This window comes from Paenibacillus sp. F4 (assembly GCF_002894905.1).
In the GTDB taxonomy this organism is placed as follows: domain Bacteria; phylum Bacillota; class Bacilli; order Paenibacillales; family Paenibacillaceae; genus Paenibacillus; species Paenibacillus polymyxa_B.
Map to the genome: position 1 here is coordinate 31,752 of NZ_POVS01000019.1, position 13,497 is coordinate 45,248.

Below are 13,497 nucleotides of genomic sequence, written 5' to 3' on the forward strand. Positions count from 1 at the left end.
CTGGACATGTTTCGGGAAAAATAAAGTCTGTTTAAAGACTTACATATGAGAAAATAGGAGGTTGTCCTTAAATATGGAGACGGAAGGCTTACGCAATGTCGAACAGCTAGCCATGAAGAAGTACAAAATTTACAAGCAGAGCCTACTCCGGTATTTGGCACGTTCCATGCTGGCGAGTATGTTCATCGGGTTCGGCGTTATTGTAGCCTTCAAGACGGGCAACTTTTTTTACATGGAGCATTCTCCATTCACTTATCCCATGGCGGCACTTACGTTCGGAGCTGCCATCATTCTGATCGCTTACGGCGGCGGGGATTTGTTTACAGGTAACACCTTCTATTACACTTATGCTGCGCTCCGTAAAAAGCTACGCTGGGGGCAGGTGCTTCGATTATGGGCTGCCAGCTATGGCGGTAATTTGCTGGGTGCGGGGATATTTGCACTCCTTATTTACTTGACCGGGCTGTTTGACTCCTCCAGCGTGAACAGCTTTCTACTGAGCGTGGTTGAGCATAAAATGGAAGCGCCTGCAATGCAGCTATTCTTCCGTGCTATTTTGTGTAATTGGCTGGTCTGTCTTGCCTTTTTTGTTCCCATGTTTATGAAGGAAAATGGTGCAAAGATGTTTGCCATGATGCTGTTTGTGTTCTGCTTTTTCATTTCGGGATATGAGCATAGTGTGGCTAATATGTGTACTTTCGCCATTGCGCTCGTGCTGGACCATCCGGGTACGGTTTCTGTCGCCGGCGTGATCCATAATCTCGTTCCGGTTACGCTCGGAAATCTGGTTGGTGGCGTGCTGCTTATGGGGGTTATGTACTATTCGGTGAATCTCCCGTTTTTGGACGAGAAAGAACACTAAAAAAAGAAGCCGTGGAACTTAGGTTCCACGGCTTCTTTGCGTTATTTTAGTAATAGATCATCCAGTGTTTACAAGTTTCTTGCCTTTTATCCTTCTTGAGCAGGAAAATGGATAAACTCCTCCAACTCCTTGAACAGCTTCTTGGGATTAACATTGTCAGGTACAACCAGAGTTAGCGGCTCATCCAGCTTCAGCACATACATGCCTAAAATGGATTTGGCATCTGCCATGCCGCTTTTGCCATGAATCCAGATATCATAGGTATAATTCGAAACGATTTGATTGATTTTTTCAATATCCTTAACGTCTTTTACCTTGATGGGTGTCATCATTGCATAGCACTCCCTGCATTGAATTGGGGCTTACAAAACAAGCCTTAACATCACTTTACCCCATATGAAGCCTGTTGCAAAATCTTAATTTAGAAAATGACATGCGGCGCGGAGCTAATTTTCCAGTAGCTACCGACCTTTTCAAAGTTCACGGTGATTTTCGCATTCGCCTGCTTGGTTTCTGCCGGATAAGGCACGGTCAGCAGGTAGCTGCGCTTCACCGGAGTCATGGTTACCATTTTCGCCGTAGCCCGGCTGAACTCGAGCAAATTGCCACCATCTGCGTTCAACTGAGCTAATCTGCCGTTAACTTCAACGAAAAATTTACCGACAAATTGCTCACTCGCTTGCTTTGTGTAGGCCTGCGTTAGATAGCTGATCAGCTTGGTCTTCGTGCCGATGTCCTCGGACAGATAGCGGTAGCTTTTACCATTCAACTGGAACGCCTCACCCACCGGGCTGCCTCCACTGATCGCATATTGATAGCGAGACTGCGCCTCCAGCACAAGCGGAACCGCACTCTCGTGGTTCAGCTTGTCCAGCTGCGTCGGTTTCACACTGGTAGCCGCGGCTGCTGGCGCCGAAGTGGACGGCTGTTGTGGCTTAGACGGCTTCACAGTCGACGGTACGGACGGAGCAGCCGCTGGTGCTACCGATGTAGATGGACGCTGTGCTGGTGCAGACGGAGCTACTGGTGTAGCGGCTTTGGCAGAACCTGCAGCTGCAGCCGGGGTCGAGGCTGCTGGAACCGACGGCGCTTGCGCCGGGGCTGGCATCGCAGCCGGTGCAGACGCTGCTGGTGCTGGCACCTGGGCCGGAGCGGATGCAGCCGGATTGGCAACGCTCGGTTGCGTCGCTTCCGCTGGAGCGGTCACAGCGGGCGCGGCTGCAGCGGCCTGTGCCACGCTCATAAGTGTGGCCGCAATGCACAGTGCGGATAGCTTCGTATTTATTTTCATACTTATATACACCTCCATAATCATATGTCTGCATAAACTGCACACGTTTCTATTATAAGAATTTCGCTTCTCGATTGGGTTGCTAAATTGTTTCTATTTGCCTTTTTTTATTCATTCTGCACGAAGTTTGTCCGTATTTGCCGGGGACGGTTGTTCTGACTGTTTCAACTGCTTTGCCTCCATCTCTTCCAAGGATAGCGACAGTTGCTTAACAGATCGGTCCAGCTCCTCCAATCTGCGACTCAAAGTGAAGAGGATGTATTTTAACAGAATCAGACTTAATGCAGCAGGGAATCCGACATTAGTTACGAGCTCGATCATGCCTTCAGTCGTTAAAGAACTCACAGATTCCGCCTCCTTTTTCATACATATGTTCCATCAATAAGAACTAATGTTCCCATTTTTATGAAAATCATACGTTATCTTTTGGGCTCTCATGACAAAAAGAGCTCCAATTAGCCAGGAGCCCTCTCTGTTTTTGTTCATTCTACCTGCTTTCAGACTACTGTCGAACGACATCTCAAGGAGTATATATATTCGGCTGCTGGGGCTTGGACATCCCTTCTCCGAGATAAAACCCGGTGTGCGGCGGCTGATTATAAGCTACGTTCTGCCAGGCAACACTCAGGCGATACACTGGATCATGCATAAGCGTATAGAATCGATGTTCTGACTCGTATGGTGTTGTGTAGATACGCAGCGCCGAATTATCACTTTTACGCCAAATGACTTCCTCACGCCAGTCACCGAACAGATCGACCTGCAAGGACGGCGTTCCTTTGGTTCCGTTATTGGAACTCGTTCCTGTTGCCGTAAGCAAGTTGGAAGTAGTCGAGTTCGTATAGTTCCACTTGTCTATCTTTCCAGCGCTTGATGAGGTATGATCCAGCAGTTCACGGAGGAGATCCCCATCCCACCAGATGCCAAAATTAATGGAAGACGGTAGCGTGTTGGTGATGAGCTGTCCCTTGGCTGAACGCAACCCAATACCCGGTGCCCACTGCTCGTTCCCTTTGGTCCGCGGGTCAATGTCTGCTGACATGCCTCTTCCGGTATCCTTGCCTGTATTTACGCCCCATAAAATATTTCCATTACGCGGGTCGTACATGGCAGCTCCGTAGGTAGCATTTTTGTCCTCGTTCACCTTGAACACTTCATAACCTGAACGGTCGGGGTCCAGATCGCCAACATGAAGTGCATCTCCATGTCCCATCCCCGTGTTAGCCAGCTTCGCTCCGTTATCGTCTACAACCAGCGAGCCATACACGATCTCATCCTTATCATCTCCATCCACATCCGCCACGCTCAAACTGTGGTTCCCCTGTCCAGCCGTTCCAGCATTGGTGGAGCTGTTGCTGTCAAAGGTCCAGCGTCGGCTCAGGTTCCCGTTCCGCCAATCATATGCGACCAGAACGGAACGGGTGTAATAACCACGTGCCATCACAATGCTGGGTCTCACGCCATCCAGATAAGCAACCCCGGCGAGAAAACGATCCACACGGTTACCATAATTATCTCCCCAGCTCGATACCGTTCCGCGCGGTGGCACATAGTCAATCGTACTAAGAGCCTTGCCTGTATCACCTGAGAACACAGTTAAAAACTCGGGACCTTGCAAAATATATCCGCTCGTGTTTCGATGATCAGCCGAAGCGTCCCCAATCTTTACACCTGCACCATCTACCGTGCCGTCTGCTGTTTTACATACGATCTCTGCTTTGCCATCTCCATCAAAATCGTAGACGAGAAATTGCGTGTAGTGGGCTCCAGCCCGTATGTTCCGTCCCAGGTCGATCCGCCATTTGCGTGTTCCATCCAGCTCGTAGCCATCCAAAAATACATTTCCCGTATAACCGGATTGCGAATTATCCTTGGCATTGGAAGGGTCCCATTTTAACACAATCTCATACTCGCCATCTCCATCGAGATCCCCTACGCTGGCATCATTGGCATGGTACGTGTAATTCACATTATCCGGAGTTGTGTCTCCCGCGGGCTGCTGGATCGGAACATCCAGGTAGTTGTTGTTCCATACCTTCACCGCAGGAGAAGCGGCCTGCTCCGCTCCATTGACCACGGCACGAACGGTATACGAAGATGAGGTCGTACCTGCCTTGTCCAAAAAGTTGGTTCTCGATGTAATCGGCGCATCGTTCACCTTGCTTGTCCCTCTGTACAAATTAAAGCCGACCGAATCCGCTTCCGTGCCCAGCAAGCGCCAGCTCACCAGTACACCCTCAGGCACCTTAACGGCGACGGCTCCCCGGTTCAGCTTTTCCATTTGCCTCGTAGAGGCAGCAGAGACCTGACTATCCATCGGGGTGACCACTCCACTCAACATTACACCGAGACAGAGCAACGCAGTATACCGAAACCTTTTGTTCATCTGAATCATTAGCTCCTTTCATGGTTTGTATTTTCAATAAATTTATTTTATGTGACTGATAAGTTATTGTTGTTTAAATTTTATGATAGCGCTTACATTAATGTAAAGGGACGAATACGTCCTTTTTGTTCAAAAATCCGGGCTAATGCTTTAAAAATCAGAGGTCCATGAATAATCGTTCTTCATCCGCAATGCCCTGGATATCCTCCGAACTGATGCTGATATACTGATAGCCCTCTGCCTGTTGTTTTTTCAATGCAAGTTCCTTCATAAAACGTGGGCTGCCCTCTCCCGCATCCTCATCGTAAACAAGTAATAAACCGTCTGTTTTGCGGAAAAGAAGTTCATCCCGTGCCTTGAGTTGCCATATTCCCTGATAAGGCTGGCGGCTGACTACTCCCACATAGTCAACTTCGGCACAAATCTGCTGAAAATATTCCTTTTTGTTCTCTTTCCATTTTTCTTCCATATTTTGATAAGCCATCATAATAGAGCATTTTAGGTGGGGATATTGCTGTTTTAGTGCAGTAACGACCTCACAGGCCCACAAGTCCACCCCGTATTGACCGGGGGTAATCACCCATTCCAGCCCTTCTTCGATCAGGGGAATAAGCCTGCCTGCAATCGCCTTTTTAATGTATGGAATGCCTTCGTGCTTCTGACTGAAAATATTCAGCTCATGGGCACGATAGCCCGAAACGAGCAAGTTTTTCATCTTCTCAACGTCCTTCTCCGATTATCATAAAGGTTATTGTACCACTTCAGAGCAGGCCACTAAACTTCGTTTTTTGGAAGAACGAAGTGAATATAACGCAAAAAACGAACCTCTTCCAATTGGGCTGGATCAGGTTCGTCTTTTAGAGTTTGGTACTAGTTCTGAATGGATGGTTTACCCATCGCTATTATCCTTTTCCATTCCATATCACTCCTCAGACGATTTTATGCGGACATCTTTAATTCTAATGTTGCTACTAAATATACCGGCATCACTACTTAGCTTGAATGACGGGTAACTAGGGTCTGCCTCAAGCCGCATTCTGCTATCGAACTGCTGCTCCTGCTGCTGATCTACCCAAAAAGAATAAGGCTCAGACTGAACTACTTTATCAGTTGCATTCGGTGTAGTGACAACCAAGATGACGAGTACGCCATTGCATCCACAATCCTCGGTGTCATAAAACAACTTGAACATTCCTGGTCGTCCTGAAAGGGCCAATTCCAGCCTTTCAACGGACAAGGAATCCAATTCTAAATGTATGCTCATGAGATGAATTCTCTCCTTTGTAAGTGAGATGTTTGGAGCCGTCAGCTCCATAAAGACTAAATTTTAACTATGTGTTCATTATAGTCATGTTTTCGTATGTGTCTATGTGACTGCACTCACTGCTATCAATGAACTCTTACATAAAAAGGCAACCCGATTACACCGGGTCACCTCCGTCATCTCTCATCTTATCTAAACCAACATTCTAGTCACAACTTCTATCCTTTGTAAAAAGGATTATGACCTGTGCCTTTGCCCGATGGCATCGCCCCAGGCACCCCGTCCGCTTCAAGCAGCGGACGGACAATGAGCTTCACCGGCCAATCCCTGCTCTCGAATACCGCTTGGAGCAGCTCGGCCCGGTCAGCTTCGGGAAGCGGCACCACCCGTAGCGCTTCCTTCCACGCCTGCTCGGTGATATCCCATAACTTCGCTTCAGGGATAGGATACACCTCGCTTAGCGCTTCCATAATCGCAGCTAGGTTCACCTGCGTGCCCAGCGACTGCACGTAGAAGATCAGCTTGCGGATCGTCTCATTATACAAGCTGTTCGAGTATCCTGGCCGGATATGATAACCCGGGTCTGCAATGCCGTGTTTGTCCAGATACGGCTGATGCAAACGTACGGAGTCGTGGTCACGGAATAACAGGCCGTTCACCTGTCCGTCCTGCAGGACCACGCAGCAGTTCTGACCGTGAATTTCGGGTACAACGCCTACCTTGAACAGCCGCATCACCACATCATAGAATAACGCCGTCAGATCGGTGTAGAATCCTATAACCTCTTCACTGGTTAACTCTCTGCCCAGCAGGTCGGATAACATATGGCGACCTTCCAGCGTCACCCCAAGCGCAGCCATGGGAATGACCTGCACACCTTCTTCCAGCAACTTTGGCGGATAGATGCGAATCTGGGCGGCCAAATGGCGAGGATGATCATCGAACAATCCCATGGATTCAGGCATGTATCCCCACCAGTTCCGTTCCTCGCAGAGCCACACTTTAGCTGTGAGCGATTCATCGCAGGCCACCGCCTGTCGTAACATCTTCTCCCCAGCCAGACCATTTAGCAGCTTCACCACCGGGAGATAGCGGGCGGCCCCGAGAGACAACACACTGACCGGAAGCTTGAGCATCTGTGTGGATTCCTCCATCGGGGCCATCGAGCGCAGGGACGATGTCGCCTGAACCTCTCCCAATTCAATATCCAGTACAACGATGGTACCGTCCGCGATCTCTCCGGTAAAACGCGGCAAGATGATATGCTCCATCTGCCACGGATGTACTGGCATGGGCATGTATTCTTGCAGATTCAGGCCCTTCCGGGCCAATTCTGCTTCCAGCCTGCTCCGCTGTTCTTCATCCAGTATATCCAGTGTGGACAGTCCTTCCTCACATCCCTGTTGTACGGCATCCCAACGCACCGCCACCCATCGCAGCGGAATCTCCTTCCTGAATTCCGCTGCATACCGGGTCACATCCGCTTCCGTGAATCCCACCTTGGCCTTGGAGCTGGGGTGAAATGGACGATCTCGCAGCGCTGCAACCTGCTCTCCCTTGATAAACCAATCGTATGCATTGAACGGAACTTGTTCTCCCAGTCCTTGCACCTGCTGGAGTCCCAGTGTCAATTGCTCGGTGGCTATTTCCACGCCTGCCAAGAATTCCGCAACCCCGGGATGCGCATATGCTTCATCGGAAAGCGTCATCCGAAGCACAGCCTGTCCTACGACTGCTGGAGATTCAAGAAGCTTCCAGCCTCCATCCGGTGTCTCTCCATAGACAGGTGAACCTTGTACCCATTGATATCCCTGCCTTTTGCCTGCTTCCACCAGAAACAAAATCCCTTTCAGATGCAGCATAAGCTGTCCACTATGCCTACCTGTTCCATTCTCATCCCCCAGAAACATTCGGCGGAACGGTTCTGGGGAAGTAGAGAGTTCAATGAACGGATGCCCTTCCAGCGGAAGCAATTGCTCGGCCAGAAATGCATTGATCAGATCCTCCATAATCCGGCGCTCAGCGTCTTGCAGACTGGCACGCTTCATCACTGTTGACATAGTTGTTGTCCTCCGTCAAATAATAGAATACAGGGTGCGGATGACCCAGAAAATCATGATGCGAGATGGTCCAGCAATAGGCTCCCGACTTCTCGAACACAACAATATCGCCTACACGTAGCCGCTCTACTTCCGCATCTGAATGCATACGATCCTTGGGTGTGCACAGTTCTCCGACCACGTGAACTTTGTTGTCCCGTACCTCTGGTCTTGCAAACGAATGCCCCCAACGGTCCGTAGACATAATGTGAAACGGATGGTTGTGTCCCCATGATGCGGGCAAACGATTATGATGTGTGCCTCCTCTCAACACGGCAAAATGCTGACCATGCGATGTTTTGATATCCGTAACCTCTGCCGCATAATAACCGTGGTCAGCGACAAGCATGCGACCCGGCTCGAAATACAACTGTATGCCGCGTGAAGCAAGGTGCCCTCTAGCTTCACTTCGCTCAATCAGGGATGTGAACAGGGACCAGTCGAACCCGGGGCTACCATCATATGTGACACCAAACCCGCCTCCAGCGTTAATTACTTCAAGATGCAGGTCATATGCCTGCTGCCACATCTCCACCTTTTGCAAATACAGCTCGATCATCTCGGCATGCAGTCTTGCGTCCACATTGTTCGATAACGAGTGAAAATGAAATCCGCATAAATGCACCGAACCCGCGCCTTCCTCACGAATGACCCGGACTGCTTCCTCCACGCTCTCCTCATCCATGCCGAATGGACTCGGACCACCGCCCATTACAATCCGGGTCCGTGGCAATGTGCTGCTTCTCAGATTGATCCGCAGCAGAATGCGGACTTCCTTCTCTCTTCTTGTAGCAATGGCGATGACACGCCGCAGTTCCAGCAGACTCTCCACATGAATAAAACTCACCTGATGCTCGATAGCCTGCTTCAACTCATTCTCCTTTTTCCCCGGACCGCCAAACAGGATTGGAACCTCGCTACTTACACTCCTCACCTTGAGCAACTCACCAATGGAAGCTACCTCGAACCCGTGAACCCAGGGTAGCAAAGCCTCAATAATTCGGGGATCTGGATTGGCCTTTATGGCATAGAATAGCCGCGTGCCACTGGACAGCGTGTGCAGCATGTGACGGACCTGCTTCTGAATACCAGCCAGATCGTAGACATAAGCACATACCGGGTCTTCACTATCCCTTTGCAGTTCATGAATCATATTCCATACGCTTGATTTCATATCAGTCCACCCGCATTTCCATAGTCATTCCGTTTCTGTTCGTACGCCCGAAAAGCCGTATTCCGGTCATCGCCCAACACGTATATGTATACCCCCCGTTCGGCCCACAACGCCATGCCTTCCTTGCTTCTGGTCACCGTTGCATACGGTACCTGGCACTGCTTCGCGGCTTCGTATAATGCGCCTAGCGCACGCTGCACGTCTGGATGTTCCGTCTGCCACGGTACGCCAAGTGATTGCGACAGGTCTGCCGCCCCCTCTAGTACCCAGCTCACCTGGGGATGAGACAGAATACTCGCACTTTGCCGGACGCCCTCCACACTTTCGATCATCGGTACAACCATCACCTGTTCATTCGCTTCCTGAATATACCCGGTGAGTGGATACTTGCCGAATACCCCCGGACGCCCACTGTTCAGACTCCGCATGCCAAGCGGATGATAATACGCATGACGAACCGCTTCCTCCACCTGCTCCCGCTGTTCCACATGAGGTATGACGATGCCTTGTGCGCCGCAGTCCAATACCTTTAGAATCTCTGCTCGCTCTACCTTCGAGATGCGTACCAGCGGGGTCATCCCTGCCAGCTCCGCAGCACGAACCAGCTCTTCCACCGATTCCATATTCGTTGCGGCATGTTCCAGGTCGATAATTACAAAATCATACTCCGCATGTCCAATCATCTCGATGATGACCGGATGCGGAATGGAGACAAAAAGACCAAACACCGGCTGTTTACGTTCAATTTTCTCCTTCAGCGTGTTGGTTCTCATCCGAGAACATCCTTCGCCAACTTCAGCGGATTGCTGACCTTACGGAAATACAGCTCCCCATCCCCATACAGGCGGCGCTTGGTCATCTCTTCAATCAGCGCATCCTCGGCAAAAAGATCAAACCAGTCGAACCGCTCCTCGTACTCCGGGTGCTCCTGCTGATAGTCCACAATCGTGGCCGCGCACAGCTGCCAGAACGCTTCTTCCGTCAGACCGAAATTCTCCAGCGTCAGCGCAATATCCGTCATGCAGATAAAAAAGAACGCATCATACGTGTAGTCCCGGACTTCCGACACATCACCCGCGTAGATAAAGGAATACCGATTGAATTTGCGATGGGTCTCCGGTTCGGGGTGCAGCTTCGGGGCTCGTTCTGGATTCAGCAGCTTCTCGGGTACATAGCGGACACCATCATGAAGGTCCTTGATGATGATCCGTTTCGGCAGATCATTTTCCAGCACCAGGATGATATTCTGGGCATGCGATTCCAGCGCGATGCCGTGTGCATAGAGCAGATGAATAATGGGCAGCGATACCGTTCGAACGAGGGCTTCACTCCACTTCTGAATACCATGATGCTCAACCGCACCCTGGATAAACGGTACCCCGTTCGACTGTACCAGCATAAGTGCATTTAAGGGCCAGGCTGTCTCGCCTTCTTGCAGATGAACAGATACATTTTCACGCCAGATCGCCCCTATTGTGCCATACGCCCGTCCATACTGGATTGCAGGCAAATTCTCGTACCGGAGCGAGAGTCCCATGATCTCTTTCAGAATGGCAAACTCTTCCCGTTGCAACAACTCATCCTCTCGAATGAGTGCTTCCAGCCAGTCGCTGATTAGCGGTGCATTCTGGGTCGTGTGTTGTGCGAGAATACGTGTACTGGACGTATTGGTAATACTCAGTGCCAGCTTGAGATAAGACGCTTCTGGATTCATTCGGTTCGACAGGGAACGAATGGACTGCTGGGCGCGATAAGCTGATGCCGAAGGGCCTAGAAAAACGATATCTCTGTCCATTCGTTGCCGGGCAAACACCGATTCCAGCTGGTGTTCCCATTGCCATGGATGAACAGGAATGAATATATAGCGATTACCCTCCGTGTCTTCCGACTGAAGCATCCGATTAAACCGGCTGATATCCGCCTCTGTGAGATGTTGTCTCACCAACTGTTCTGACGTGTAGCCTGTGGAGAGAGCCGTTTGCACAAGTCCTTCTTTCACGGCAATCCAGAATACGGTCACATCCGAGTTAAACTCTGGACCATAGGCAAGATTGTCTTTTAGGGTGAAGCCAAGCCTCGACTTGTAGCTTGGATGGTAAAGATGACCATCGCTCATATGGCTTTCGAGGGCATCATAGTGCCGGTCTTTATCCGGAATCTTCTCAGGCAGCAAAGCCCGGCACTGGCTGTCCTTCGCCATCGTCTCCAGCAATTCCTGAATGAAGGCCGTCACATTCACACCCTCCAGAAGGTTCAGTACCATTTCCTCCAGAAACAGATCCAGATCGGTGCAGGGCACGCCCTCTCTTCGAATCGAGCCCTTCGCCACCTTCACTCGGCCAAATGAAAATTTCTGCTCCGCCTCACAGCTGTATGTCACAGCCTGCCCTGACGTATTCCGCCCCACAGCGCGCCATTCGTTCCCATCCACCTTACAGTCAAGGATACCCTCGAACCACATGGCTTCCAGCGTTTGCCGCATGATCCGTTCCTGTACATCCGTGTATACTGCCGTCTTGTGACCTTTCTCAGCCCTGTACCCTATGAACCCCACGCCACTTCACTCCCTATTCGGTTCATTATATTGCTCACCGGCACATACGCCGGGGTCTGACTGATCCCCCTGAGACAGCTCACCAGATTTTGTTTCGCCAGAAAACTGTCCGCGGTCAGCAAATGCTGCACATACACGTTTCCAGTTCGATCTAGTTCCTTCACCAGCACCTCACGGACCTCTGCCCAGAAATGCTCCTCCGGTACGTTCACATCCCTTGCCATCGCATGAATGAGGGAACCCAGATGATTGATGATAAAGTAATAGGATGTCCTCGCCCAAGCCTTGTCCCGTGGATAAAACAGCAATCTGGAGGGATCGGTATCCTCCTCATGGATCAACTCCGCATCGACACTGACTCCTTCCAAGTCACGCACGATAAATGCCTCAGGCATTCCGTCCCTTAGCGTCACGAGAGTATTTTGCAAGTGAGCTTCAAAGTGAATGCCGCGCTCTCCGGCCGCTCGTACAATGGGCAGCAAAGACAAGGTCAGATAACGTGCAAACCAGCGTTCGGCTTCAGCATGTACGCCACCCAGCATCGTCATAAGTCGTGATCGCATTCCCGGCAAGGGGGCTTCTACCAGACTCGACAGGACATATGTACATTCCGGGTCAAACTCAATCGGTCTGTATGCGACGGTAAACAGACTCGTTAATTCTCCCTCCTGAAAGTCACAAGTGGCTACACCTGTCTCATAGGCAATCTGCGTATGCTGATCTGCACCGAAGCAATTCTGCTGCCTGACGTACCTGGAGGCGTCCAGCGTCCTTCGCATCTGCTCCGCACTATTGGTGCGAATCATGTTGGTAATCTGCATGTTCAGCGACAGCTTGATATTGCAATTCAGCTCTGGAATATAGACGGTGCGTACCGAGGAGGTCGGGTAGGCCTTCGGCCCGCCGCTGCCCATCGGAATGAGTTTCTTGTCCAGAATATACTGCTGGACCTCGGACAAGCCCAACACGTACGCATACTGCCAGGGATGGATAGGCAGTAGTTCATACTCATCCCCATGCTCACCGCACTCTGCTTCCCAAGCTTGTTCCACATGCCCGTGCAGGCTGGCATGCAGATTGATCCTAGTGTGATCATCCACCCATTCCTGCATGTACACATCCTTCCTCACAGCAACGTAACAGAGTTGGAACGAGGTACGCAGTTCTGGGCTGTACATCCGTACGTCGTGTTCGGTGAAGCCTTTGGAGTTTTTCGGAAACGGGTGAAAGGGATGCCCATATACCAGAGACTGTTCGGAAGTACAGTAATCATATATGCCAAGTCCAGCAGCCTGCTCGATATACAGCGCAAGATTATTCACGCTGTTATCTACCTTTTCCGCAAAATCACGCACATCAGCCGCATGGGTCAATCTGCCTTGCTCATGCCGGCTGTTTCTATACGCCGTGTCTTCACTCAGCTCCCGTGTGATCCAGCGAACCAGGTCCTGATAATGCACCGCTTGCCCGCGCTGTTGTATGCTTCGGTACTCATGCTCACCCATAGCCGAGTAATACGCTAATTGTCCGGTTATCATCACCCCGCTGGCCTGAAAAGCAACTGCGTACGTCATCGCATTCGGATCAATCTGAATGTCGCCCTCCTTCTCCACCGCAAGCTCCCGGATATAACAATTGAGCAGCAGTTTGCAAGAGTGTATATTCGCCTGCTGCTCTGCTTCAGACATGAGCCTGTTTTCCATCTCGAACAATGTTGCCAACCTTCTTTCGGGTTATAAATAAAACGAGGGACAAGGTCAACAGGATGGCACAGCCGAGACCCATACTAATCTCTTTCAGTGCCGCCCATCTGGCCGTATCTGCTGGTGTTCTGACCCGTTGAACCATTAGCAGACTAATCATCCAG

The 13,497-nt window shown here is 50.5% G+C and carries 13 protein-coding genes; 1 reads left to right on the top strand and 12 read right to left on the bottom strand.

Features of this window, described 5'->3' with window-relative positions:
- Positions 1–73 precede the first annotated feature (73 nt).
- Positions 74–862 carry a formate/nitrite transporter family protein gene (locus tag C1T21_RS22125; RefSeq protein ID WP_103049759.1) on the top strand — a complete coding sequence of 263 codons (789 nt, stop codon included), beginning with the start codon at positions 74–76 and terminating at the stop codon, positions 860–862.
- An 86-nt stretch (positions 863–948) separates the two neighbouring features.
- Here C1T21_RS22125 and C1T21_RS22130 read toward each other — a convergent pair whose 3' ends face one another.
- The 12 genes from C1T21_RS22130 to C1T21_RS22185 all read right to left on the bottom strand — a co-directional run bounded on the left by C1T21_RS22130 (position 949) and on the right by C1T21_RS22185 (position 13,493).
- Positions 949–1,194: an HPr family phosphocarrier protein gene (locus tag C1T21_RS22130; RefSeq protein ID WP_023987189.1), complete on the bottom strand. Its 246-nt coding sequence runs from the start codon at positions 1,192–1,194 to the stop codon at positions 949–951.
- 89 nt (positions 1,195–1,283) lie between these two features.
- On the bottom strand, positions 1,284–2,153 hold the full coding sequence (locus tag C1T21_RS22135; RefSeq protein ID WP_103049760.1) for a DL-endopeptidase inhibitor IseA family protein: 870 nt from the start codon (positions 2,151–2,153) through the stop codon (positions 1,284–1,286).
- Positions 2,154–2,264: 111 nt separating this feature from the next.
- Positions 2,265–2,498 carry a hypothetical protein gene (locus C1T21_RS22140; protein ID WP_025722924.1) on the bottom strand — a complete coding sequence of 78 codons (234 nt, stop codon included), beginning with the start codon at positions 2,496–2,498 and terminating at the stop codon, positions 2,265–2,267.
- A 175-nt stretch (positions 2,499–2,673) separates the two neighbouring features.
- On the bottom strand, positions 2,674–4,539 hold the full coding sequence (locus tag C1T21_RS22145) for a rhamnogalacturonan lyase (RefSeq protein ID WP_374703732.1): 1,866 nt from the start codon (positions 4,537–4,539) through the stop codon (positions 2,674–2,676).
- A 157-nt stretch (positions 4,540–4,696) separates the two neighbouring features.
- Positions 4,697–5,254 carry an SLOG family protein gene (locus C1T21_RS22150; RefSeq protein ID WP_103049762.1) on the bottom strand — a complete coding sequence of 186 codons (558 nt, stop codon included), beginning with the start codon at positions 5,252–5,254 and terminating at the stop codon, positions 4,697–4,699.
- A gap of 207 nt (positions 5,255–5,461) precedes the next feature.
- Positions 5,462–5,803: an iron-sulfur cluster biosynthesis family protein gene (locus C1T21_RS22155; RefSeq protein ID WP_103049763.1), complete on the bottom strand. Its 342-nt coding sequence runs from the start codon at positions 5,801–5,803 to the stop codon at positions 5,462–5,464.
- Between the two features lie 218 nt (positions 5,804–6,021).
- On the bottom strand, positions 6,022–7,863 hold the full coding sequence (locus C1T21_RS22160; RefSeq protein WP_103049764.1) for an IucA/IucC family protein: 1,842 nt from the start codon (positions 7,861–7,863) through the stop codon (positions 6,022–6,024).
- The gene (locus tag C1T21_RS22165; RefSeq protein WP_103049765.1) at positions 7,823–9,076 is read right to left on the bottom strand and encodes a type III PLP-dependent enzyme; all 1,254 of its coding nucleotides are present in this window, start codon (positions 9,074–9,076) and stop codon (positions 7,823–7,825) included. The genes C1T21_RS22160 and C1T21_RS22165 overlap by 41 nt, the downstream gene beginning before the upstream one ends.
- Positions 9,073–9,849 carry an HpcH/HpaI aldolase family protein gene (locus tag C1T21_RS22170; protein ID WP_103049766.1) on the bottom strand — a complete coding sequence of 259 codons (777 nt, stop codon included), beginning with the start codon at positions 9,847–9,849 and terminating at the stop codon, positions 9,073–9,075. Before C1T21_RS22170 ends, C1T21_RS22165 begins: the two co-directional genes overlap by 4 nt.
- Positions 9,846–11,630, bottom strand: a complete 1,785-nt coding sequence (locus C1T21_RS22175) for an IucA/IucC family protein (RefSeq protein WP_103049767.1) — start codon at positions 11,628–11,630, stop codon at positions 9,846–9,848. Before C1T21_RS22175 ends, C1T21_RS22170 begins: the two co-directional genes overlap by 4 nt.
- Entirely contained in the window at positions 11,618–13,318 is a 1,701-nt protein-coding gene (locus tag C1T21_RS22180; protein WP_258012592.1) for an IucA/IucC family protein, read from the bottom strand. The genes C1T21_RS22175 and C1T21_RS22180 overlap by 13 nt, the downstream gene beginning before the upstream one ends.
- Positions 13,311–13,493, bottom strand: a complete 183-nt coding sequence (locus C1T21_RS22185) for a hypothetical protein (protein WP_180984634.1) — start codon at positions 13,491–13,493, stop codon at positions 13,311–13,313. Before C1T21_RS22185 ends, C1T21_RS22180 begins: the two co-directional genes overlap by 8 nt.
- Positions 13,494–13,497: the final 4 nt, after the last annotated feature.